The sequence below is a fragment of the Sphingomonas sp. genome, from assembly GCF_025353885.1.
In the GTDB taxonomy this organism is placed as follows: Bacteria; Pseudomonadota; Alphaproteobacteria; order Sphingomonadales; family Sphingomonadaceae; genus Sphingomonas_O.
In genome coordinates this window covers 15,831-37,912 of sequence record NZ_JANXNX010000059.1, presented here as the reverse complement: position 1 = coordinate 37,912, position 22,082 = coordinate 15,831, and the positions used below count along the sequence as shown (strand labels likewise).

Annotated in this window: 22 protein-coding genes and 1 tRNA gene; 11 read left to right on the top strand and 12 right to left on the bottom strand. The window is 64.9% G+C overall.

Annotated elements, in window-relative coordinates; all coding sequences use genetic code 11:
- Nucleotides 1-201: 201 nt before the first annotated feature.
- Both Q0R02_RS06460 and Q0R02_RS06455 read right to left on the bottom strand, forming a co-directional pair.
- Nucleotides 202-292 (bottom strand) — tRNA-Ser (locus tag Q0R02_RS06460).
- A gap of 89 nt (nucleotides 293-381) precedes the next feature.
- Nucleotides 382-888, bottom strand: a complete 507-nt coding sequence (locus tag Q0R02_RS06455) for a TIGR02281 family clan AA aspartic protease (RefSeq protein WP_293881782.1) — start codon at nucleotides 886-888, stop codon at nucleotides 382-384.
- Between the two features lie 77 nt (nucleotides 889-965).
- Here Q0R02_RS06455 and thrC point away from each other — a divergent pair, with 77 nt between their 5' ends.
- Nucleotides 966-2,357: a threonine synthase gene (gene thrC, locus Q0R02_RS06450; protein WP_293881780.1), complete on the top strand. Its 1,392-nt coding sequence runs from the start codon at nucleotides 966-968 to the stop codon at nucleotides 2,355-2,357.
- Nucleotides 2,354-3,223: a class I SAM-dependent methyltransferase gene (locus Q0R02_RS06445; RefSeq protein WP_293881778.1), complete on the top strand. Its 870-nt coding sequence runs from the start codon at nucleotides 2,354-2,356 to the stop codon at nucleotides 3,221-3,223. Before thrC ends, Q0R02_RS06445 begins: the two co-directional genes overlap by 4 nt.
- Here the strand turns inward: Q0R02_RS06445 and Q0R02_RS06440 are convergent.
- On the bottom strand, nucleotides 3,220-3,864 hold the full coding sequence (locus Q0R02_RS06440; protein WP_293881776.1) for a heme exporter protein CcmB: 645 nt from the start codon (nucleotides 3,862-3,864) through the stop codon (nucleotides 3,220-3,222). The two genes, Q0R02_RS06445 and Q0R02_RS06440, sit on opposite strands and share 4 nt — an antisense overlap.
- On the bottom strand, nucleotides 3,864-4,469 hold the full coding sequence (gene ccmA / locus Q0R02_RS06435) for a heme ABC exporter ATP-binding protein CcmA (RefSeq protein WP_293881788.1): 606 nt from the start codon (nucleotides 4,467-4,469) through the stop codon (nucleotides 3,864-3,866). The genes Q0R02_RS06440 and ccmA overlap by 1 nt, the downstream gene beginning before the upstream one ends.
- A gap of 37 nt (nucleotides 4,470-4,506) precedes the next feature.
- Here ccmA and Q0R02_RS06430 point away from each other — a divergent pair, with 37 nt between their 5' ends.
- A complete protein-coding gene (locus Q0R02_RS06430; RefSeq protein ID WP_293881774.1) occupies nucleotides 4,507-4,800 on the top strand; it encodes a 4a-hydroxytetrahydrobiopterin dehydratase in 294 nt (97 codons plus the stop codon).
- 22 nt (nucleotides 4,801-4,822) lie between these two features.
- On the opposite strand, the gene Q0R02_RS06425 is transcribed toward Q0R02_RS06430, so the two are convergent.
- Nucleotides 4,823-5,608 (bottom strand): SDR family oxidoreductase, encoded by a 786-nt coding sequence (locus Q0R02_RS06425; protein WP_293881772.1) that lies wholly within the window; start codon nucleotides 5,606-5,608, stop codon nucleotides 4,823-4,825.
- 35 nt (nucleotides 5,609-5,643) lie between these two features.
- On the opposite strand from Q0R02_RS06425, the gene Q0R02_RS06420 reads away from it, so the two are divergent.
- The 3 genes from Q0R02_RS06420 to galE are packed head-to-tail and all read left to right on the top strand — an operon-like array spanning nucleotide 5,644 to nucleotide 8,950.
- Entirely contained in the window at nucleotides 5,644-6,432 is a 789-nt protein-coding gene (locus Q0R02_RS06420; protein ID WP_293881770.1) for an ATP-binding cassette domain-containing protein, read from the top strand.
- Entirely contained in the window at nucleotides 6,429-7,958 is a 1,530-nt protein-coding gene (locus Q0R02_RS06415) for an ABC transporter permease/substrate-binding protein (protein ID WP_293881768.1), read from the top strand. Before Q0R02_RS06420 ends, Q0R02_RS06415 begins: the two co-directional genes overlap by 4 nt.
- Entirely contained in the window at nucleotides 7,955-8,950 is a 996-nt protein-coding gene (gene galE, locus Q0R02_RS06410) for a UDP-glucose 4-epimerase GalE (RefSeq protein WP_293881767.1), read from the top strand. Before Q0R02_RS06415 ends, galE begins: the two co-directional genes overlap by 4 nt.
- Here galE and Q0R02_RS06405 read toward each other — a convergent pair.
- From Q0R02_RS06405 to Q0R02_RS06395, 3 genes are read right to left on the bottom strand one after another with little or no spacing between them, the layout of a single operon-like run.
- Complete coding sequence (locus Q0R02_RS06405; protein WP_293881766.1) at nucleotides 8,947-10,209, bottom strand: DUF445 domain-containing protein; 1,263 nt, start codon at nucleotides 10,207-10,209, stop codon at nucleotides 8,947-8,949. The genes galE and Q0R02_RS06405 overlap by 4 nt on opposite strands.
- Before the next feature lie 30 nt (nucleotides 10,210-10,239).
- Entirely contained in the window at nucleotides 10,240-13,341 is a 3,102-nt protein-coding gene (locus Q0R02_RS06400; RefSeq protein ID WP_293881764.1) for an efflux RND transporter permease subunit, read from the bottom strand.
- Between the two features lie 31 nt (nucleotides 13,342-13,372).
- Nucleotides 13,373-14,557 (bottom strand): efflux RND transporter periplasmic adaptor subunit, encoded by a 1,185-nt coding sequence (locus tag Q0R02_RS06395; protein WP_293881762.1) that lies wholly within the window; start codon nucleotides 14,555-14,557, stop codon nucleotides 13,373-13,375.
- 207 nt (nucleotides 14,558-14,764) lie between these two features.
- On the opposite strand from Q0R02_RS06395, the gene Q0R02_RS06390 reads away from it, so the two are divergent.
- Together Q0R02_RS06390 and Q0R02_RS06385 are read left to right on the top strand one after the other, a co-directional pair.
- On the top strand, nucleotides 14,765-15,025 hold the full coding sequence (locus Q0R02_RS06390; protein WP_293881760.1) for a GlsB/YeaQ/YmgE family stress response membrane protein: 261 nt from the start codon (nucleotides 14,765-14,767) through the stop codon (nucleotides 15,023-15,025).
- Between the two features lie 110 nt (nucleotides 15,026-15,135).
- Nucleotides 15,136-15,843, top strand: coding sequence for an SIMPL domain-containing protein (locus Q0R02_RS06385; protein WP_293881758.1), 708 nt, complete (start codon nucleotides 15,136-15,138; stop codon nucleotides 15,841-15,843).
- Nucleotides 15,844-15,907: 64 nt separating this feature from the next.
- Here Q0R02_RS06385 and Q0R02_RS06380 read toward each other — a convergent pair whose 3' ends face one another.
- Together Q0R02_RS06380 and Q0R02_RS06375 are read right to left on the bottom strand one after the other, a co-directional pair.
- Nucleotides 15,908-16,165 carry a GlsB/YeaQ/YmgE family stress response membrane protein gene (locus Q0R02_RS06380; RefSeq protein WP_293881786.1) on the bottom strand — a complete coding sequence of 86 codons (258 nt, stop codon included), beginning with the start codon at nucleotides 16,163-16,165 and terminating at the stop codon, nucleotides 15,908-15,910.
- A gap of 136 nt (nucleotides 16,166-16,301) precedes the next feature.
- Entirely contained in the window at nucleotides 16,302-16,601 is a 300-nt protein-coding gene (locus Q0R02_RS06375; RefSeq protein ID WP_293881756.1) for a DUF1153 domain-containing protein, read from the bottom strand.
- A gap of 20 nt (nucleotides 16,602-16,621) precedes the next feature.
- On the opposite strand from Q0R02_RS06375, the gene Q0R02_RS06370 reads away from it, so the two are divergent.
- Nucleotides 16,622-16,990: a hypothetical protein gene (locus Q0R02_RS06370; protein WP_293881755.1), complete on the top strand. Its 369-nt coding sequence runs from the start codon at nucleotides 16,622-16,624 to the stop codon at nucleotides 16,988-16,990.
- Between the two features lie 67 nt (nucleotides 16,991-17,057).
- A complete protein-coding gene (gene mnmA / locus Q0R02_RS06365) occupies nucleotides 17,058-18,179 on the top strand; it encodes a tRNA 2-thiouridine(34) synthase MnmA (RefSeq protein ID WP_293881754.1) in 1,122 nt (373 codons plus the stop codon).
- On the opposite strand, the gene dapD is transcribed toward mnmA, so the two are convergent.
- A complete protein-coding gene (gene dapD, locus Q0R02_RS06360; RefSeq protein ID WP_293881752.1) occupies nucleotides 18,176-19,009 on the bottom strand; it encodes a 2,3,4,5-tetrahydropyridine-2,6-dicarboxylate N-succinyltransferase in 834 nt (277 codons plus the stop codon). The two genes, mnmA and dapD, sit on opposite strands and share 4 nt — an antisense overlap.
- Nucleotides 19,006-19,710: a pyrimidine 5'-nucleotidase gene (locus tag Q0R02_RS06355; protein ID WP_293881750.1), complete on the bottom strand. Its 705-nt coding sequence runs from the start codon at nucleotides 19,708-19,710 to the stop codon at nucleotides 19,006-19,008. The genes dapD and Q0R02_RS06355 overlap by 4 nt, the downstream gene beginning before the upstream one ends.
- A 94-nt stretch (nucleotides 19,711-19,804) precedes the next feature.
- Here Q0R02_RS06355 and Q0R02_RS06350 point away from each other — a divergent pair, with 94 nt between their 5' ends.
- Complete coding sequence (locus Q0R02_RS06350) at nucleotides 19,805-22,078, top strand: S8 family peptidase (protein ID WP_293881748.1); 2,274 nt, start codon at nucleotides 19,805-19,807, stop codon at nucleotides 22,076-22,078.
- Nucleotides 22,079-22,082: the final 4 nt, after the last annotated feature.

Here is a 22,082-nt window from a genome sequence, read left to right as displayed (position 1 = left end):
GCGTCTGGATGCGGGCGACCTCACCTTGCTTGTCCTTCAACTCGCCGGCTAGGAGCGCGTACTTGCGCTCAAGGGCATATTTCAGGTTGGTCTGACCCATGATGATCCTGTTCGCCGTCTGCTCTTACCGCAGATATCGGAACAGGTCCCACGATTTCATTAAGGGGGCCGTGGTTCAGGTGCTACATTATACCGGGTCATTGGCGGAGCGGCAGGGATTCGAACCCTGGATGGGCTTTTGACCCATACTCACTTTCCAGGCGAGCGCCTTCGACCACTCGGCCACCGCTCCGCATTGCACTGGAAGGGGTGCGCCCTAGCGGTGGACTGGCTTTGACGCAACCGGCGGTCGTCGGGCGGCGCGTGACGATCACCGATGCTCTAGCGCAGCACCATCCGGTCGCCTGCGATCTGGACATTGCCGACGCGCCTCAGCCAACTTTGTCCCAGCAGCGAGACGCTCAGCGTGCTCTTAACGACGACGGCGTCCACATTGCGCGCCTCGACCGCGCCGATGCCGACCCGGTCCAGCGTAATCGGCTTCAGCGCCACCGCGCCGCCCGCGGTCTGCGCGGTGGCGGTAAAATCACCGCCCGAAAACTGGATACCGGCGGCCTGAGCATCGGCGCGAGTCAGCGCGACCGTGGAGGCACCGGTATCGACCAGCACGTGGATCGTCGCGCCGTTGATCAGCGCGTCGGCGTAGAAATGGCCATCAGGCGCGCGGGTCAGCGTGACTTCGGCCAGCCCGTTGCCCGCCAGCTGCGCGACGGGCGGCGCGACTTCGCCCCGCTGAACCGCTGCCACCGGGGCAGAAGGCGGGCCGTGCGGCATGATCGTGGCAATGCCGACCGCGGCCACCACGGCCCAGAGCGCGAACTTCATCATGCCCCCCCATAACGCCGCGACCCCTTACGAGCGGTTAAGTTGCGGACGCGGGCGCGGGCCGCTAGTCGGCTGTCACGATGGATTATATCAGCACCAGGGGCAGCGCGCCCGCGCTCGGATTCGAAGACGTCACGCTGGCCGGGCTGGCGAGTGATGGCGGGCTGTATGTGCCGCGTGCGTGGCCGACGCTGAGCGAGGCCGAAATTGCGGGGCTCGCGGGGGCGAGCTATGTCGAGACCGCCGTCACCGTCATGCGGCCCTTTGTCGCCGGGGCGCTGGACGACAACGCATTGCGCGCGCTTTGCACCCAGGCCTACGGACGATTCGAACATGCCGCGATCACTCCGCTGGTTCAGCTGGATGCGCAAAACTGGTTGCTGGAGCTGTTCCACGGGCCGACGCTGGCGTTCAAGGATGTCGCGTTGCAACTGCTCGGGCTGTTGTTCGAACGCTTCCTGACCGATCGCGACACCCATTTGACCGTCGTCGGGGCGACGTCGGGCGACACCGGATCGGCGGCCATCGATGCGCTGGCAGGGCGGGCGAAGGTCGATGTCTTCATGCTGCACCCAGCGGGCCGGGTATCCGACGTCCAGCGTCGCCAGATGACGACGGTGCTGTCGCCGAACATTCATAATATCGCGATCGACGGCAGTTTCGACCATGCGCAGGCGATCGTGAAGGCCATGTTTGCCGACCCCGAAACAACGGCGCGGGTCACGATGTCGGCGGTCAATTCGATCAACTGGGCGCGGTTGATGGCGCAGGTCGTCTATTATTTCTACGCCGCCGTCCGCCTGGGCGCGCCCGACCGGAAAGTCGCGTTTGCCGTGCCGACCGGTAATTTCGGCGACGTGTTCGCAGGCTATGTCGCGGCGCGCATGGGGTTGCCGATCGAACGGCTGATCGTCGCGACCAATGTCAACGACATCCTGCACCGCGCGCTGGCGACCGGCGACTACTCGTGCGGACTGGTCACGCCCACCGCGACTCCGTCCATGGATATTCAGGTCAGCTCCAATTTCGAACGGCTGCTGTTCGACCTGTCGGGTCGCGACGGCCCCGCGCTGGGCGCAATGATGCGCGCGTTCGATGTTTCGAAGGCGATGACTATCCCGGAGAATATGTTGAGCGGCGCGCGCGGGTTGTTCACGAGTGCGCGTGTCGATGGCGACGGCATGGCGATGGCGATGCGCTGGGCGCACGACCGCGCGGGACAGTTGATCGATCCGCACACCGCCGTGGGGTTGGCCGCCGCGCGGGTGGCCGACGTCCCCCCTGACGTCCCAATTGTCACGCTGGCCACCGCGCATCCCGCCAAGTTCCGCGATGCGGTCGAACGCGCGACCGGCATCCGACCCCCGATCCCCGCACGGATCGCCGGGCTGTTCGACCGCGAGGAACGCTTCGACACGATCCCGGCCACGCTGGAGGCGGTGCGCGCCTATGTGCTCGACCGGTCGGCATGACGCTGGCCACGCTGGTTGGCGAACCGTGGCGCGACTATGGCCTGATCGATAGCGGCCACGGCCAGAAGTTCGAGCGTTACGGTCCCTATCGGTTCATCAGGCCCGAACCGCAGGCGATGTGGGCACCCGCGCAGCCTGCATGGGACGCCGATGGTGCCTTCGTTCCCGGTTCGGACGAGGACGGTGGCGGACGCTGGGTTTTCGAACGCGATGTCCCAACGACAGGGTGGACGCTGGGATGGGACGACGTGGCGTTTACCGCGCAGACCACGCCGTTCCGCCATCTGGGCTTCTTTCCCGATATGATGCCGGTCTGGGACTGGGCGCGACAGCGCTTGCGGGGCCGCAGCGATCCGACCTGTCTCAATCTGTTCGGCTATACCGGCGTTGGCAGCCTGGCGCTGGCCAGCGCGGGTGCGGCGGTCACGCACGTCGATGCGTCGAAGAAATCGGTCGAAGCGGCAAAGGGCAACGCGCTGTTGTCCCACCTGTCGGAAAAGCCAATCCGCTGGCTGGTCGACGATGCGACCAAGTTTGCCGCGCGCGAGGTACGGCGCGGCAAGCGCTATGACGGCATCATTCTGGACCCGCCGAAATATGGGCGCGGACCAGAGGGCGAGGTGTGGCAGCTGGAAACCGATCTGGCGGGCCTGGTCGCCAACATCCGGGCGCTGGTCGATGCGCGTTCGGCGTTCGTGTTCCTGACGGTCTATGCGATCCGGATGTCGGCGCTGAGCATCGGCGAACTGTTGCGCCAGTCCTTTGCCGACCTGCCCGGCACGGTCGAATGCGGCGAACTGGGCGTTCGGGAGGAAGCGCGCGGGCTAGTCCTGCCCACCGCGATCTGGGCGCGCTGGTCGGCCTAGTCCCGCAGCGCGCGCATCGCCGCCCCCGCTGCGAAGGGAGCCATCGCCACCAGCAGCAGCGATGCCGCCGCCAGCAGTTTCAGCCCGCCGACCCCCGACGGCGCCAGACTGCCCGCCCCAAAGATCAGCATCGGGATGGCGAGCGGCAACATCAGCAGCCCGGCCAGTGCCGAACTGCCGCGCAGCCCCGCGGTCAGCGCCGCCGTTATCAACGTGAGCGCGGCTAACCCCGGCGTGCCGAGCAACAACCCGGTTTCGACAATCCGCAGCGTCGCCCCGTCCAGCCGCAGCAGCCCCGCCGCCGGGACCGCCGCCAGCATCAGCGCCGGGCCGAACCCCAGCCAGTGCGCGCATAATTTGGCAAGCGCCACGACCTCGTCGGCGACACCGCGCACTGCCAGCTGGTCCAGCACGCCGCTGCCCGCGTCGGGCGCCACCAGGCGATCGACCGGCAACAGCGCCGCGAGGAGCGCCGCCACCCACAGGATGCCACCGCCGGTCCGCGCCAACAACGCGCCGTCTGGACCGACCGCGAACGGATACAGCGTCGCGACCATCAGGAAGAGGACCACCGGCAGCAGGACGCCACCGTTTGCAAAGGCGCGGCGGAAATCGCGGGCGACCAGGCGGAGAAAAACCATCAGGCCCCCCGCCGTTCAGGCGTGAGGTCGAGCAGCCCCGCTCCGGGCAGGTTCAACATCTGGTGTGAGGCAATGACCACGATTCCCCCGCCCGCGCGATGGTCCGCGATCAATCGCTCCAGCATCGTCACCGAATCCGCGTCCAGCCCATTGGCCGGTTCGTCGAGCAACCAGATTGCAGCTCCACTCGCCACCACCCGCGCCAAGGTCACGCGGCGGCGTTGCCCGGTGGACAGCATTCGTACGGGCACTTCGGCCAGATGCGTCAGCCCGACCGCGCCCAGCCCCGTGACGACAGTGCCGCCATCGACCCCCGCCCAGAAACCCAGCGCACGTTCGAGGGGCAGCGACGGGTCGAGCGCCGGATGTTCGTCGGCGAGTGCCATCGCGCCAATCCGCGCGATGCTGCCCGAAGCCGCAGTCAGCAATCCCGCGGCCAATCGCAACAGGCTCGACTTGCCGACCCCGTTCGGACCACGCACCGCCAGTGCGTCCCCCGGCCCCAGCGCAAAAGACACGTCGGTGAACAGCACGCGCTGTCCGCGGCGACACGCGACTCGGTCGAATATCAGTTTTCCCTGTTTCGATTGACCCGACCCCTGCATCGCTGCGACATAGCGGAGACCAGGCGAAGGGCAAAACATGATCGAACCGTTGAACGAAGCCGAACGCGCGACCGCACTCGACACACTGGGCGAGTGGGACTTTGACGAAGCCCGTGATGCCCTGACCCGGCAATTCCTGTTCGGCGATTTTTCCGAGGCGTTCGGATTCATGGTGCGCGTCGCCATGCTGGCGGACAAATCGGACCATCACCCCGAATGGTCGAACGTCTATAATCGCGTCGATATATTGCTGACGACGCACGACGCCGGGGGCCTGTCCTATCGCGATGTCGACATGGCCAAGGGCATCGAACGATTGCTGGTGTCTTGACCCGAGCCGGGTCGGGGATTGGTTAGCGCACGACCTTGGTACGCCCCTGTCGTCGCAGGAACCCCGGAGCCCAGCGCGAAAAGAATGCGATCCTTCGGGCGGTCTTGCCAACCGGCATGAACAGGGGACCGCCATGGAACGCGTTCCACACCGCTTCTGCCACTTGTTCGACCGGCGTGAATTCCAGCCCGCGCGCGCGCACTGTTTCTCGGATGCTGTGGTTCGAACCCGTGGGATTCACATCCAGCAAGGGCGTGTCGATAAATCCCGGCATGATCGCGCGCACCCGGATCCCAAATTCCGCCCACTCCTGATCGAGCGATTCGGTCAGCGCGCGCACCCCGAACTTGGTCGCGGCATAGGGCGACATGCCCGGTCCCGCATATAAGCCTGCCGCCGATGATGTGTTGACCAGTGTCGATCCGGGCGTCGCCTTCAGATAGGGAAAGCCGGCCTGCGCGCCATTGAAGACGCCCTTCAGGTTGATGTCGATGATCCGGTCGATCTCTGCCGCCGGGGTTTCGGACAACGGCCCGCCCGCGCCGATCCCGGCATTGTTGAACAACAGGTCGATCCGGCCGCCTGTCCGCGCGGTGAAGTCGGCCAGCACCGCCTCCCATTGATTGCGGTCGCGAACGTCGAGGACATGGGCAGAACTTGCGCCAGGCGGCAGGAGTGCTGCCGTTTCCGCCATGCCCGCCGCATTCACATCGGCCAGCCCGACGAACCAGCCCTTCGCGGCAAAATAGCGCGCGGTGGCCCGACCGATGCCCGATCCGCCCCCAGTGATAAATATCGCTTTCGTCATTGCCTGTCCCTTTTCCACTCTTCACAACGCATGACGTGACCGATGGCAAACTTAATTTTCGGCAGGACCGGGGACCAGGCGTCGTGCTGGACGGCGTGACGCAGGTTTATGCAGGCCGAACCGCCATCGAAACCATCGACCTGGAGATCAAGGCGGGCAGTTTTGTCGCGCTGGTCGGAGCTTCGGGTTCGGGCAAGTCGACGCTGTTGAAGACGATCAACCGGCTGGTCGAGCCAACGACGGGGATCGTGACGATCGACGGGGCCGACGTGATGGCGGCGCGACCCCATCTGCTGCGTCGGGGGATCGGCTATGTCATCCAGGGCACCGGGCTGTTTCCGCATATCGACGTCGCTGGGAATATCGCGATGGGCCTGCGCATCGCCGGCCTGACCGAACAGGCGGCGCGCGTGGCCGAACTGCTAGCGCTGGTCGACCTGCCCGCCGACTATGCGACCCGGATGCCCGCCACGCTGTCGGGCGGCCAGCGCCAGCGCGTGGGTTTTGCGCGCGCGCTGGCGACAGGACCTGGCCTGATGCTGATGGACGAACCGTTCGGCGCTCTCGACCCGGTGACGCGCGACGCGCTGGGCCGCGCCTATCGCGCGCTGCACGACCGGTTGGGCCTGACCAGCGTGATGGTGACGCACGACATGGCAGAGGCGTTACTGATCGCCGACCGCATCGTCGTGCTGGACGCAGGCCGGATTACCGCCGACGCCGCGCCCGCCGCCCTGCTGCGCGACGGCGGTGGCCCGGTTGCCGATGCGCTGATCGCCGTTCCGCGCGGACAGGCACGGCGCATCGCAGAGATGCTCGGGTGAACTGGTCCGACGCCCTGTCGCGACTGCCGCCGCTGCTGGCGTCGCACATCGTCCTCGCCGCCGCCGCGCTGTTTCTGGGCATGGTGATCGCACTGCCGATGGGAGTGGTCGCCGCGCGCCATCCCCGGTTCGGTCGCGTGGCATTGGGGTTTGCCAGCCTGGTCCAGACAATCCCGTCGCTGGCGCTGCTGGCGCTGTTCTATCCTTTGCTACTGGCGCTGTCGGGGGTCGTCCGCGTGCCCGCGCTGGGGTTCCTGCCGTCGCTGCTGGCGCTCGCCCTCTATGCGCTGCTGCCGATCCTGCGGAACACGGTGATCGCGCTGACGTCGATCGACCCGGAGATTATCGAGGCCGCCGACGGGATCGGCATGACGCGCGGGCAAAAGCTGTGGATCGTGCAGGCCCCGCTGGCGCTGCCGGTGGTGATGGGCGGCATCCGCACGGCTGCGGTCTGGACGATCGGCGCGGCGACGCTGTCTACCACGGTCGGCCAGCCCAGTTTGGGCGACATCATATTTTCGGGGCTGCAAACGCAGAACTGGGTGTTGGTGGTGACGGGGTGTGTTGCCGCGGCGATCCTGGCGCTGGTCGTGGACGCGATGCTGGCGCTGGCCGAACATGGACTGGCGACACGGCGACGCTGGCTGTGGGTCGTGCCGTTGCTGGTCGCCGTGTTGGTGCCGGTGGCGATCACGGTTGCGCGTACGGCTCCTGCCTCGACGATCACCATCGGCGCCAAGAATTTTTCCGAACAATATATCCTGGCGCGCGTCATCGGGCACCGGCTGGAGGCGGCGGGATACCGCGTCCGCTACAAGGAAAACCTCGGCTCGGCGGTCGTGTTCGATGCGCTCGGTCACGACGATGTTGACGTCTATGTCGAATATGCGGGCACGTTGTGGACCAACGCGATGAAGCGCAGCGACGTGCCTGCCAGACCGATCCTGAACCGGGCGGTGGGTGACTGGACGTTGCGCGAACATGGCGTGACGAGCCTTGGCCCGCTGGGTTTCGAGAACGCCTATGCTCTGGCGGTGCCCGGCGAACTGGCGCGGCGGCGGGGGTTGCGGACGCTGGCGAACCTGACGGCGGCGGCGCCCGACCTGACGCTGGGCGGTGACCTGGAGTTTCTGGACCGGCCCGAATGGGCGGCGATCCGCCAGGCTTATGCGCTCGATTTTCGGGCGACGCGCGCCTTTGCCCCGACGTTCATGTACGCGGCGCTGAAAAGCCATGACGCCGACGTCATCTCCGCATTCTCCTCAGACGGGCGGATCGCGGCGGACGGACTGGTCGTGCTGGGCGATCCGCGCAACGCCATCCCCGGTTACGATGCACTGTTGCTGGTCGGACCAAAGGCGGGTCACGATGCCGCGATAGTGGCGGCGCTGCGGTCGCTGGTCGGCGCGATACCGGTCAACGCCATGCGCCATGCCAATCTGATGGTCGACGGTCCGCAAAAAGCATCGGCGGACGTCGCGGCGGCTTGGCTGGAGCAGGCAATCGCGGCTAAGGGCGCGCGATGAGCAAATTTCCTGTCCTCGTCACCGGTGGTGCCGGCTATATCGGCAGCCATGCGGTCCTCGCCCTGCGCGATGCGGGCTGGCCGGTGGTCGTGTTCGACAACCTCAGCACCGGTCATCGCCGGGCCATCCCCGAGGATGTGCCGCTGGTCGAGGGCGACCTGGCCGACACTGCGCTGGTCGACGCGACCCTGGCGCAGCACCGGATCGGCGCGATCATTCATTTTGCCGGGTCGATCGTGGTTCCCGAGTCGGTAGAAAATCCGCTCAAATATTACCGCAACAACACCGCCAACAGTCGGGGATTGATCGAATGTGCGGTGACGGCGGGAGTCGGGCATTTCATCTTTTCGTCGACCGCCGCGACCTATGGCGTCCCCGAAACCGTGCCGGTGCGAGAGGATATGCCGACGCTGCCGATCAACCCCTATGGCATGTCGAAGCTGATGACCGAGATCATGCTGCGCGATGTCGCTGCGGCGCACCCGATCAACTATTGCGCGCTGCGATATTTTAACGTCGCCGGAGCCGACCCGCAGGGACGCACCGGTCAATCGTTCGCGGGCGCCACGCACCTGATCAAGGTTGGGGTCGAGGCCGCCATCGGCAAGCGTGAGTTTGTACAGGTGTTCGGCACCGACTATGACACCCCCGACGGCACCGGGGTTCGCGACTATATTCATGTCAGCGACCTGGCCGACGCACATGTTGCCGCGCTCGACAAACTGGTCGCCGATCCCTCAGCGAGCTACATCATGAACGCTGGCTACAAAAGAGGCTTCTCAGTCAACGAAGTCCTCGACGCCGTCGACCGCGTCACCAACCTGAAGATCGAACGCCGCTATGGCCCCCGCCGCGCGGGCGACCCCGATGCCCTGATCGCCGACAATGCGCTGATCCTCGCAACACTCGACTGGGCCCCCAGACGCGCAGACCTGGACGGCATCGTCCGCGATGCGCTGGCATGGGAACGCAAACTGGCAGAGCGCACCTAAAACCACACATCCACCGCATGGATGGCGACACCGACCAACCCACCGACCAGGGTCCCGTTCACGCGGATATATTGCAGGTCGCGTCCGACCGCGTTTTCCAGCCGCCCGGTAATCGTGTCGGCATCCCAGCCGCGCACCGTATCCGACACCAGCCGCACGATCTGGTCGCCATAGCTCGCCGTCACGCCGATTGCGGTCCGCCGGGCGAAGCGATTGATCGTCGAGCGTAACCGCCCGTCCTCCTGCAGCGTCGTTCCCAACTGCTTCAGCATGTCGCCAAACTTGCCCGTCAGCGCTGCATCGGGGTTTTTCGCCGCGCGCAGCAACGCCGCCCGCGCCTGCTCCCACAGCCCGTCCAGCCACTTCAGCATGGCCGGGTTTTCGAGGATCTCGTCCCGAAAGCCCGCCACGCGTTGCTTCATCCGGTCATCGTCCTGCAGGTCGACGGCGAGCTTTGCCAGCCCTTCCTCGGCCTTTGCCCGCAGCGGATGTTCCGGATCGCTGGCGACATCGTCGAGCAGTTTCTGCAACCCGTTGACGATCGCATTGGCTAGTGTTTCGTCCAGCCCGGTCCAGCGCATGATGCCGCCCGCGCGCTTGTGAACGATGTCGCGAATCAGCGCATCATTGTGCATCAGGGTCTTGCCGGCCCAGCGGATCAGCCCGTCGAGCAGCGGCAGGTGGCGTTGTTCGGCAATCGCGGCACTCAGCGCCTGGCCCAGCAGCGGTGCCATGTCGAGCGCACGGATCCGCGACGAGATTGCCCCCTTCACCATGCCCCCAAGCCGTTCCTGGTCAAGCGACGCGATCATGTCGGCGAAGAGGCGAGACGCACCGTCGCGCATCCGCCCGCTGCTGTCGGGTGGCGAGGTCAGGAACCGCCCCGCCGCCGATGCCAGGTCGAGCCGCCGCATCCGCCGCCCGACGACGGCCGGGGTCAGGAAATTATCGCGCAGGAACAGCGCCAGCGTGTCGCCGATGCGGTCCTTGTTGCGCGGGATGATCGCGGTATGCGGGATCGGCAGGCCCAGCGGGTGGCGGAACAGCGCCGTTACCGCGAACCAGTCCGCCAGCCCGCCGACCATCGCCGCCTCTGCAAAAGCGCGGACGAAGCCGACGGCGGGGTGGACGCTGGCAAAGGTGCGCGCGACCACATAGACAGCCGCCATCAGGACCAGTAGCCCGGTTGCGACCAGCCGCATCCGGCCGGGGCCGCCCTGCATGGGGATTAGTCGTAAACCGGCAATACGGGTGGCCATATCAGGTCAACGCACGTCCGGGACGGTGGTTCACTCGGCAGGGTCCGCCGCCGGGGGTGACGCAGCAACGGCGCGCTCGCCATGCTGGCCACCGTTAGTGAACTTGCGCGACAGCCACGGCCCCAGCTTTTCCTCGATACCGACCGCCAGGCTGAACGTCGCGGGCACGATCAACAGTGTCAGCAACGTCGACACGATCAGCCCACCGATCACGACCACGCCCATCGGTGCCCGCCAACTGCCATCACCGCTGAGCGACAGGGCAACCGGCACCATGCCTGCGACCATCGCCACCGTCGTCATCAGGATCGGCTGCGCGCGTTTGTGACCGGCGTCGATGATGGCGATCGTCTTGTCCACACCCTTGGTCATTTCCTCCAACGCGAAATCGACGAGCAGGATCGAGTTCTTCGCAACGATCCCCAGCAGCATCAGGAAACCGATCAGCACGGGCATCGAGATCGGGTCGCCCGTGATCCGCAGGGCGATCGCACCCCCCAATGGCGCCAGCAACAGCGATCCCATGTTCACGAACGGCGGCATGATGCGTTTATACAGCAGCACCAGCACCGCAAAGACCAGAAGAACGCCCGACAAAACCGCGATCACAAAGTTCATGAACAACTCTTGCTGCCATTTCGCTTCGCCGAGACTCAATTGCTTGATGCCCTGCGGCAAGTTCTTCAGGGCGGGCAGGGCATTGATCTTTGGCATCGCATCGCCTGACACCAGGCCCGGTGACAAGTCGACGCCGATCGACAGCCGCCTGATCTGGTTGGTCCGCTGGATGACCGTCGGTCCTGCCCCGAAACTGACATCGGCAACGACGTTCAGCGGCACTGACCCACCCGTTGCAGTTGGGACTGGCAGGTTCTGAATCGTCGAGAGACTACGCCGCGCTTCCTGTCCGATCAGCGTGCGGATCGGAATCTGGCGATCCGCCAGCGAAAACTTGGCCGAATTCTGGTCGATGTCACCCAGTGTCGCGATCCGGATCGTCTGGCTGAGTGCCTGCGTCGTCACGCCCAGGTCGGCGGCCAGGTCCATGCGGGGTCGGATAATGATCTCGGGCCTTTGCAGGTCGGCAGCAGTGCGCGGGGCCCGCAGTTCGGGCATGGCCTTCATCTGTTCGACGATCAGATTGGCCTGCTTGATCAGGGCGGCAGGATCGTCGCCCCCCAGCGTGATCGTAATGTCGCGTCCGGTGTTGCCTGGCCCTCCGTTCGATTGCGACTGGAAGGAAACCCGCGCATCGGGGATCAGGTTGAGCCTGTTGGCCCAGCTTCGTTCAAACTGAACGCTGGTAAGCTTGCGATCCGCCTTCAGCGTGAGGTAGATATTGGCCGACCCGACATTGATGTCCGAAAACGCTGCCTCCACCTCGGGGGCCGTCGATATCTGGCGCGTGACGTTGTCGGTCACCGCCTCGGTCTGTTTGATCGTCGATCCCGGCGTCAATTCAACCCTGATCTGGCTGTAATTGGTGTTCACAGTCGGCTGGAAGACTATGGGCAGGCCCCAGAACATCGCAATCGTCAGGATGAACGCGCCACCGCCGACCATAACGGTCTTCCAGCGATTGAGCAGCGTCCAGCGCAGCGTCTTCATGTACCAGTCCATCAATCGCCCCTCGCCGTGCGACGCGACGCCCGAACTCTTCAGGAAATAGGCGGCGGCCATGGGGGTGATCAGCCGGGCGATGGCAAGGCTCATCAACACCGAAGCGACGACGGTGAGACCGAAATTCTTGAAAAACTGACCTGAAATACCGGGCATGAGGCCGACCGGCAAAAAGACCGCCACGATCGCCATCGTCGTTGCCAGCACCGCCAGCCCGATTTCGTCGGCAGCGTCGATCGACGCCTGGTAGGCAGTCTTCCCCATGCGCATATGGCGCACGATATTTTCGATCTCCACGATGGCATCGTCGACCAGAACGCCAGCGACGAGGCTGAGGGCGAGCAGGCTAAGGCCGTTCAGCGAAAAGCCCAGCAGGTCCATGAAAAAGAAAGTGGGAATTGCCGATAACGGAATGGCCAACGCCGAAATGAATGTCGCCCGCTTGTCGCGCAGGAACAGATAAACGACCAGAACTGCCAGGATCGCACCTTCGGCCATGGCCTCCAGCGCAGAATGATATTGATCTTTGGTGTAACCGACGTCGGTGTAGAGTTCGACGAACTTGACCTTGGGATTTTCCTTCTCGAGCTTGTCCAGTTCCTTGTGAACCTGGTCATAGACATAGACGTCCGATGCGCCCTTGGCCTTCTGGATCGAAAAGGCCAGCACCTGGCGGCCATTGATCTTTGCCCGATGGCGCTGCTCGCCGAAACTGTCGCGCACCGTGGCGAGGTCGGCCAGCTTGACGGTTCGCCCGGCGCCGACCGCGATTTGCGTCTGGGACAGGGCATAGGCGTTCTTGGCGTTGCCGATGACGCGAACCGCCTGCTCGGATCCGGCGATTTCGGCCCGACCGCCAGCCGCATTGGTGTTGACTGAACGAAGCTGGCTGTTGACCTGCGACGCGGCAACGCCCTGACTTTGCAGCTTTGCCGGGTCAAGAACCACCTGGATCTCGCGATCGACGCCGCCACTGCGGTTGACCGCAGCCAGCCCCGTGATACCCAGGACGCGTTTCGAAACGGTATTGTCGACATACCAGCTGAGGTCCGCGATCGTCATGTCGGTCGCCTGAGCCGATATGAATGCGATCGGGTCACCCGCGATATCGATGCGGCTGACCTGTGGTTCCAGGATGCCATCGGGCAGGTCCGACCGGATATTGGCGATCGCGTCGCGGACGTCGTTGACGGCACGGTCGACCGGCGTCCCGATCGAGAACTGGACGAACGTGTTCGACGAACCCTCACGGACCGACGAGTTGATTTCATCGACACCGCTAATCCCGCGGATCGCAGCTTCGACCTTCTGAGTGACCTGTGTTTCAAGCTCGGTCGGTGCGGCGCCCGGCTGCGAAACAAAAACCGTGGCACCCGGAAAATCGATATCGGGATTGTTGTTCACGCGCATCTGCAGGAAACTGACAATGCCAGCGAGCGACAGGGCGATCATCAGCACAATCGGCGCAATCGGATTCCGGATCGCCCATGCCGAGATGTTACGAAAGTTCATGGCCACGAACGCCTTTGACTGAAGATGGTCATTATTTCGAAGCGGAGGCCCGGACCGGCAATACCGATTCGCCGGCATTCAGGAAACCGCCTGCCGACAGGACGACCTGTTCGGTGCCGGCAAGTCCCGACAGGATCGAAACGCCGGTATCCCCGACATCCCCGACCTTCACGTCGCGGCGTGCGACCTTTTTGTCGGCACCGACGATGTAGACATAATTACCCTTCGTATCGCTTTGCACTGCCGATTCGGGAAGCTCCGGCACGTCGGCCGCGCCACTGATTATTCGCGCCGCTGCAAAGCCGCCGGGCCGCAAAGCGGGGTTATACGACAATGCAATCCGCGCGACCCCCTGTCGGCTCTGCGGATCGATAACGGGAGACACCTGCCAGATCTGCCCGAGGAAGTTCTGCGCCGAACCGACCGGGGTCACGGTCGCCCGCTGGCCAACGCGCATCCGCGCCAGATCACTTTCGCCCAGACGGGCAAGCAGTTCCAGTTCGCCCCCCTTGGCCACGCGGAACAGGACGCCGGACCCCGCCCCAACCACTTGTCCGGGCTCCACCGACCGCGTCAGGACAAGGCCCGCTGCGGGTGCGCGAATGTCGAGCCGCGCGGTGCTCGCCTGCGCCTGACCCAGTTGCGCCCGGGCTACGTCGACCCGCGCCCGCGCCGCGTCGCGGATCGCGGACTTGCTGTCGACATCGGCCTTTGAAATAAAGCCGCGCGAGACCAGTTGCAGCGATCGTTCCAGGTTCGATTGCGCGATTCGCGCATCGGCCTGCGCCACCGCGACCGATGCCGCCAGCGAATTGCCCTGCTGCGTCTGCACGCGCCGATCGACGGTGGCCAGCACCTGGCCCGCATTCACCCACTGGCCCGGTTCGACCAGTACCTGCGTGACCATGCCGCCCTCACCCGCCACGCCCACCGGCATTTCGCGGCGCGCCGCCAGATTGCCGGTCGCGGAAATGACGGCATCGACGGTGCCGCGTCCGGGGATCACGACGGTCACGGTCGGAACGGGCTTTGCGCCATCGGTCAAGGCGGCGGGCTTGGTACTCTTGAACATGAAATAGGCGGCCAGCAGTATTGCCACCGCGACGACGCCGCCGATGATCATGGTCCGCCGACGCCGCACACGCGCAGCCGCGAGACGACCCTCGTCATGCGGGGACACATCGGCATCATGGGTGAAACCGGATTCGAAATTCATCGCCAAATCAACCTCGTCGACACGCTGCGGCACCCGATGGTGCGCGAGGTGTGTTACCCCAATAAGTCACCACGCTCAAGTGGCACCGCAGATTGTCCAACCTATTGGTCGTTTCATTTATCGTGATCAAGCGGTGTCGCCTGTGGGGGCTTGATTTCGACGGTGCGCCAGCGCAGTTTCGTGACTGATTTTTATGGGAGGGATAATATGGATCGCAGTTTTCTGGGCTGGATCGTCATCGGCATCGTGGCAGGCGTATTGGGCAAGCTGCTCATGCCCGGCAAGGATCCTGGCGGTTTCATCGTCACGATCCTGATCGGCATCGCGGGGTCGTTGCTTGCCGGTTTCCTCGGCCAGGCGGTTGGCTTTTACCAGCCGGGCCAGGCAGGTGGCTGGATCGGCGCCACCGTCGGTGCCATCATCCTGCTGTTCCTTTATCGCCTGGTGACGCGCAGCCGGACTGGCTGACGGGAGCCTGTTGAACACGGGCTGCATCCACAGTTCAGGGTCGGTGCAGTTGGCGGGTGCTTGAGGGCATTCGACAGCTGCATCGGTGTGTCTTTAAACGGGAGTGAAATATGAAGAATCTACTGGTTGCCGCAGCAACATTGGGCGCATTGATACCGGCTGCTGCCAGCGCCGAGATCGCGCAGGTCATTTCGGGCACGCGGCTCGACATCAGTGCGCGCGGCGAAGTGACAAGGGTCCCCGACGTTGCCGTCATCTCGGCGGGCGTACTCACTCAAGCAAAGGACGCGCAGACCGCGCTGGCCGATAACGCGACCCAGATGACCCGCGTGCTGGCCGCGCTGAAACGGGCTGGCGTTGCCGACCGCGACGTCTCGACCTCCAGCATTGGGCTGTCGGCGCAATATCTGTATGCCGAGAACAAGCCCCCCGTCGTCACCGGCTACCAGGCGAACAACAGCGTCACGATCAAGTTTCGCGACGTCGCGAAATCGGGAACGATCCTCGACGCGCTGGTTGCGGCAGGCGCCAACCAGATCAACGGGCCGAACCTGATGATCGACAAGCCCGCCCCCGCGCTTAACGAGGCGCGGGTCCAGGCGATGGCGCTCGCCCGCAGCCGGGCCGAGCTTTACGCAAAGGCCGCGGGGCTGACCGTAAAGCGCATCGTTTCAATCGGAGAGTCAGCCGACGAGCAGGGGCCGCGCCCCTATCCGATGATGATGATGGCCCGCGACGGCGCTTCGGCCAAGACTCAGATTACGCCAGGCGAACAGCAGATCGGCGTCACGCTGACAGTGACGTTCGAACTGAACTGATACAAAAAGGGCCGCCCCGCATGACGCAGGGCGGCCGGTTTGGTCAGTCAACCGCTGCGGTTGTTTAGCGTAGCCGACCGCGACGGATCAGGTTGACGATCGCAAGCAGGATAACGGCACCCAGGAAGGCTGCGATCAATGCCGGTGCGCTGAACACGTTGTCGTTCATTTCGCCGTGACCAAAGATCAGCCCGCCGATGAACGCGCCGACGATGCCGACGATGATGTTGAGAAACAGGCCCTGCTGACCGTCAGTCCGCATGACAATGCTTGCGAGCCAGCCGATGATGCCGCCAACTACCAGCCACATTAGCAAACCGATCATATCATTCCCTCCTGTTAAACCCGCGAGTTATTCGCAGGCTTCGTTACAGGCAGATAATACGCGTGGATGCACTTGCGGTTCCCTCGACCATTGCGATTACGCAACGACGGGGCGGGCGCGATTGACGTTGAACTCAGAACTTCTGCTGGCGCTCATACAACGATTTATAGTGCTGGATACGGGTGACGCGCAGCCCGGGCATGCCCGAACGGTCGACCGCACGCTGCCATCCGGCGAATTCCTCGAGCGTCAGGCCATAGCGATCGCAGACATCGTCGACCGACAACAGGCCACCGGCCACCGCCGCCACGACTTCGGCCTTGCGCCGCACGACCCAGCGGGTGGTGCCCGGCGGCGGCAGGGTCTGCAACGTCAGCGGCTCGCCGAGCGGGCCGATAACCTGGGCAGGGCGGATTTTCTGGTTCTCGATCATTTGATCCTCAGGCCACTGGAGTGGCAAACACGGGCATTCGCGAAATCGGGCCCTACAACCCGGTCATTGAACGAAGGCTGAAACGCCAAGGTAAACGCGAAGGTCATCATCATTGCTCAGTGTTAAGGGGTTTGGGAAAGCTCTTCCAGAAACTGGCCGAACACGACTCTCCGGGCTGCGGTTGCTCGGCGGCGAACAGGCCGATTCGCGGATCGTCGTGCGCGATGATCCGGGATTGCTCCCTGGCCGATGCCGCACAAGCACGCGCGGTGGGTGAAGAGGACTGCCGGGCGGCGGCGGCCGACAACAGGCTTTGCAAGTCGGGCGTTTGCCCCAACGCTGCGCCCTTGCGGCGTCTGGTGAAACTTAAATCCATGACCCCTTTATGACACTGAGGGGTGAAGACCGGGTAAACCGTGGCGAAACTCTTTGGTCTGGGCTATGCGGCGGGACTTCATGCAGGACCTGTTTCAACTCGGCGGCCCAGGGGGGTCTGGCTTTGCGGGCAAGCGCATCGTCGTGGCCATGTCGGGCGGGGTCGATTCGTCGGTAGTGGCCGCGCTCGCCGCCAGCAGCGGGGCGGAGGTCATCGGCGTCACGCTGCAACTGTACGATCACGGTGCCGCGACGAAGCGCGCCGGCAGTTGTTGCGCGGGGCAGGACATCCGCGATGCCCGCGCCGTCGCCGACCGCCTGGGCATCGCGCACTATGTCTTCGATCATGAAACCCGGTTTCGCGATTCGGTGATCGACGGGTTCGCCGACGAATATGTCGCGGGCCGCACCCCCATCCCCTGTGTCCGCTGTAACATGGGGGTGAAGTTCACCGACCTGTTCCGGCTGGCCAAGGAGCTGGGTGCCGATTGCTTGGCGACCGGCCACTATGTCCGCCGAGTGATCGGCGCGCACGGCCCCGAACTCCACCGCGCGATCGACCCTGCCCGCGACCAGAGCTACTTTCTGTTCGCGACCACGACCGACCAGCTCGATTTCTTGCGCTTTCCGCTGGGGGACATGGAAAAGCCTGCGGTGCGCGCGCTGGCCGCCGACCTCTCGCTGAGCGTCGCGGCCAAGCCCGACAGCCAGGACATCTGCTTTGTACCCGATGGCGATTACGCGTCGCTGGTGAAGACCCTACGTCCCGAGGCCGCGCTGGGCGGTGACATCGTCGACCTGTCGGGCGCGGTGCTGGGCAGTCACGATGGGATCGTCGGCTTCACGATCGGCCAGCGTCGCGGGCTGGAGATCGGCGGACAGGCCGAACCGCTCTATGTCATCCGCCTCGACCCGCAAGCACGGCGCGTCATCGTCGGCCCGCGTCGGGCGCTGGCAGTCGGCGGCGCGCGGCTGTCCGAGATGAACCTGATCGGCGGCGGGGCACCGGGTCCCCTGACTGCCAAGGTCCGTTCGATGGCCAGGCCGGTCCCGGTCAAGATGGACGGCGACTGGCTGCGTTTCGACGCGCCGGAATACGGCGTATCCCCCGGGCAAGCGGCGGTGCTGTATAGCGGCGACCGGGTCATCGGCGGAGGCTGGATCGAGGAAACGATCGCTGCCAAAATGGCTCAAGCCGCCTAGTCGCGCAGCAATTCGTTGATCGCCGTCTTCGCGCGCGTTTGCGCATCGACGGTCTTTACGATGACCGCGCACGACAGTCCTGGCCCAGGCGTGCCGTCGGCCAGCGGCTTGCCGGGAAGGAATCCCGGCACCACCACCGAATAGGCCGGAACGCGCCCGACGAACACTTCACCCGTCGCACGATCGACAATCTTCGACGTGGAGGAGATGAACACCCCCATCGACAGGACCGACCCGCGTTCGATCACCACACCTTCGACCACTTCCGAACGGGCGCCGATGAAGCAATCATCCTCGATCACCACCGGTCCCGCCTGCAACGGTTCCAGCACGCCGCCGATGCCGACGCCGCCCGACAGATGGACATTCCGGCCGATCTGCGCGCAACTGCCGACGGTGACCCAGGTGTCGACCATCGTGCCCTCGCCGACATAGGCACCCAGGTTCACAAAGCTCGGCATCAGCACGACGTTGCGGTCGATGAACGCCCCGCGTCGGACGATGCTGCCCGGCACCGCCCGGAACCCGGCCGCGCGGAAATGGCTCGCGTCCCAGCCGTCGAACTTCGAGGGCACCTTGTCCCACCAACTCGACCCGCCCGGCCCGCCGGGGATCAACGCCATGTCATTGAGCCGAAAGCTCAGCAGCACGGCTTTCTTCAGCCACTGGTTTACCTGCCATCCGCCCCCGACCGGTTCGGCCACCCGCGCCTGTCCGGAATCGAGCATCCTCAGCACGGCCTCCACCGCCTCGCGCACCGCGCCAGTCGTGGCGGCAGAAATCGTGTCGCGCGCGTCCCATGCGGCGTCGATCGTGGCTTCGAGTGTCATGCGGAGTCCCCCGTGTTTGTGTCGAATGTCAGTGCGCCAAGCCAGCGGCCCAGATCGTCGGTGCGAATATCGACGAACGACGGACAGCTTTCGCCCCCCGCCTGTTCGGACCCGTTATCGATCCATAATGTCGTCATGCCGATCGCCTTGGCAGGCTTCAGATTACGCACCATGTCCTCGGCGAATAGCGCCCGCGTCGGGTCGATCCCCCACCGCGCGCACATCCCGGCATAGGCCGACGGCGCGGGCTTGGGCACCAGCCCCATCGCGTGGATGTCGTGGATCGCCTCAAAGCTGCCGCCCAGCCCCAGCCGGTCGAGCACTCGCTGGGCATAGGGCGTGTCGCCGTTGGTAAAGACCATTTTGCGCCCCGGCAGCCGCGCAATCGATTCGACCAGCGCCGCATCGTGCGCCACCCGGTCCAGCTCGATGTCGTGCGCAAAGGCCAGGAACTCGTGCGGGTCGGTGCCATGCGCCGCCATCAACCCGGCCAGCGTTGTGCCGTGTTCGTGGAAATAGCTTTTCTGCATCCGTCGCGCCTCGACCGTGTCAACGCCCACCAAGCGCACGATAAACTCGGTCATCCGGGCATCGATCAGCGTGAACAGGTCGGTTCGCGCTGGATACAAGGTGTTGTCCAGATCGAAAATCCAGCAGTCGATGTGCGCCAGATTGGCCTGTAGTCTCTGATCGGGAACCATGGGGCAGCCAATAGCGGGCGTCGGGTTCATGTAAAGCTTGGCGCGGCGCAGCGACGGGTATAGCGCCCAATGTTGTCCAATTGGGGGATTGCAGGTGTTGCGTTCAACTTGTCTTTTGTCGTCTGCCGCCCTGTTGCCGTTGCTGGCGCTCGCCGCTTGTGGCGGCGGCGGGGACAGCCCGGTGGCGTCGACCCCGCCCCCACCCGTCGTGCCTGCCGCGCCACCGCCGCCCCCGCCGCCACCACCACCCCCACCACCCAGCACCGTCGACTATAACACCACTGAATATCGCCGTTCGAACGCCGCCGTGCAGGCGTCGGCGCTTTCCGCCTACCAGGCGGGTGCGACGGGCGCAGGCATCACCGTCGGCGTCATCGACAGTGGCGTCGATGTGACCAGTCCCGAATTTTCCGGCAGGATCAGTCCAGCTTCCGCCGACCTTGCCGGATCGCGCGGGTTGCAGGACGAAGGGGGCCACGGCAGCGCGGTTTCGGATGTCTTGCTGGGGGCAAAGAACGACGTCGGCATCTCGGGCGTTGCCTTTGCCGCGACGTTGCTGGTGTTGCGCACCGACACGCCCGGCACCTGCGCCGATACGACCAGCGCCGACCCGGGCTGTACGCATGCCGACAGCGCCATCGCGCGCGGCTTGGACTTGGCGGTGACCAGTGGCGCGCGCGTCGTCAACATCTCGCTGGGCGGGGAAGCCGCCGACAACACGCTGCGGCGCGCTATCAACGCCGCAACCGCAGCCGGGGTCATCATCGTGATCTCGGCGGGCAACGAGCGTGAGAAAGATCCCACGGCCGCGGTCAACCCCGACCCGCTGGCACAGATTGCGATCGACCCGATTGCACATGGTCTGGTGCTGATCGCGGGCGCGACCACTTCGTCGAAGGCCCTGGCCAGTTTTTCCAACATGGCGGGCAATGGCGCGGCCTACTACCTCACCGCGCTGGGGGTTCGCGTCCAGGCCAACGACAACCATCAGATCCCGCTGCTGTGGGATGGAACATCGTTTTCGGCACCCGTGATCTCCGGCGCGATTGCCCTGCTTGCCCAGGCCTTTCCCACCCTGACGGGCGCGCAGATCATCGACCTGCTGCTTCGGACCACGACCGACCTGGGTGCGGCCGGGGTCGATGCCGTTTACGGCCATGGTGAGCTGAACCTGGCAAAAGCATTTGCGCCGCAGGGGGCGCTGTCGCTGGCAAGTTCGGCCGTCCCGGTATCGATCGCCGGCAATGGCACGTTGTCAACCGCGATGGGCGATGCGGGCCAGGGGAGCCTGGTGGCGGCAATCCACGACGGCTATGGGCGCGGCTATACCGTCGATCTTGGCGGATCATTGCGTCCTGCCAACCGTGCCAGTCGATTGAGCGGGGCTCTTGACCTGTCCAGCCACACCGCCGCTGCGGTGGCCGGGCGCTCCACCGTTGCGCTGTCGATTGCGGGTTCGACCGACGTCCAGCCATTGCGTCTGACGGGTCGCGATGCGGCAGGAGCGCGCGCGGTTGCCGCGTCCGTCGTGACCCGCATCGACGCGCGCACGCAGGTCGCACTGGGTTTTGCTCAAGGGTCGAATGGACTGACCAACGGCCTGGCGGGACAAGGCGCACCCGCGTTCCTGGTGTCCGACGGTGCCAGCGGATCGCGCGGCTTCGACCTGGCGCCAAAGGGCGCGTTTGCGGTGCGGCGGCGTTTCGGCGGCGTCGCCTTTACCATCGCCGCCGAAAGCGGCGACGTCCGCCTGTGGGAACGCGGCGACAATGGCCCGCTCACCGATCGCTATCACCGTTATGCCTATGGCGATGTGTCGGTCGGGGTCGACACGGTACAGGGACCGGTCACCGTCACCGCCCGCCTGTCGCATCTGGCGGAACGCGATACCGTGCTGGGCGCACGCTTTTCCGACGCGCTCGGCGGCGGTGGTGCCGCCAGTTGGTTCACCGACGCGCGGGCCATGATCGACCTGGGCGAAAGCACCCGGGTGAACGCTGGGTGGCGGCGTGGCTGGACGGCGGTTGCTTCGGGTCCGGTCCGCGCCGGATCGACGGTGATGACGCAGGCGCTGTCGTTCGACGTCCAGCGCGATGCCGTCCTCACCGCAGGCGACAGTTTCGCGCTCCGCTGGGCCGAACCGCTGCGCGTGACCTCTGGCGGGCTTGCGCTAACCGGCCTTGGCACCGACATCGTGCGGTTCGGGCTGGCACCCATCGGTCACGAACGCGACCTAGAGGGGGTTTACGCGCTTCCGATTGGCACGGGCCAATTCACTGGCAACGTCTATTGGCGGCAACAGCCGGGCAATCTGGCGGCGGCCCCCGACGATCTAGGGGTCGCGATCAGATATTCGTTCGGGTTTTAATTGT

Coding starts and splice junctions, on each gene's coding strand:
- Q0R02_RS06455 (WP_293881782.1), bottom strand. CDS start 888: ATGATGAAGTTCGCGCTCTGGGCCGTGGTGGCCGCGGTCGGCATTGCC.
- thrC (WP_293881780.1), top strand. CDS start 966: ATGGATTATATCAGCACCAGGGGCAGCGCGCCCGCGCTCGGATTCGAA.
- Q0R02_RS06445 (WP_293881778.1), top strand. CDS start 2,354: ATGACGCTGGCCACGCTGGTTGGCGAACCGTGGCGCGACTATGGCCTG.
- Q0R02_RS06440 (WP_293881776.1), bottom strand. CDS start 3,864: ATGGTTTTTCTCCGCCTGGTCGCCCGCGATTTCCGCCGCGCCTTTGCA.
- ccmA (WP_293881788.1), bottom strand. CDS start 4,469: ATGCAGGGGTCGGGTCAATCGAAACAGGGAAAACTGATATTCGACCGA.
- Q0R02_RS06430 (WP_293881774.1), top strand. CDS start 4,507: ATGATCGAACCGTTGAACGAAGCCGAACGCGCGACCGCACTCGACACA.
- Q0R02_RS06425 (WP_293881772.1), bottom strand. CDS start 5,608: ATGACGAAAGCGATATTTATCACTGGGGGCGGATCGGGCATCGGTCGG.
- galE (WP_293881767.1), top strand. CDS start 7,955: ATGAGCAAATTTCCTGTCCTCGTCACCGGTGGTGCCGGCTATATCGGC.
- Q0R02_RS06405 (WP_293881766.1), bottom strand. CDS start 10,209: ATGGCCACCCGTATTGCCGGTTTACGACTAATCCCCATGCAGGGCGGC.
- Q0R02_RS06400 (WP_293881764.1), bottom strand. CDS start 13,341: ATGAACTTTCGTAACATCTCGGCATGGGCGATCCGGAATCCGATTGCG.
- Q0R02_RS06395 (WP_293881762.1), bottom strand. CDS start 14,557: ATGAATTTCGAATCCGGTTTCACCCATGATGCCGATGTGTCCCCGCAT.
- Q0R02_RS06390 (WP_293881760.1), top strand. CDS start 14,765: ATGGATCGCAGTTTTCTGGGCTGGATCGTCATCGGCATCGTGGCAGGC.
- Q0R02_RS06385 (WP_293881758.1), top strand. CDS start 15,136: ATGAAGAATCTACTGGTTGCCGCAGCAACATTGGGCGCATTGATACCG.
- Q0R02_RS06375 (WP_293881756.1), bottom strand. CDS start 16,601: ATGATCGAGAACCAGAAAATCCGCCCTGCCCAGGTTATCGGCCCGCTC.
- mnmA (WP_293881754.1), top strand. CDS start 17,058: ATGCAGGACCTGTTTCAACTCGGCGGCCCAGGGGGGTCTGGCTTTGCG.
- dapD (WP_293881752.1), bottom strand. CDS start 19,009: ATGACACTCGAAGCCACGATCGACGCCGCATGGGACGCGCGCGACACG.
- Q0R02_RS06355 (WP_293881750.1), bottom strand. CDS start 19,710: ATGGTTCCCGATCAGAGACTACAGGCCAATCTGGCGCACATCGACTGC.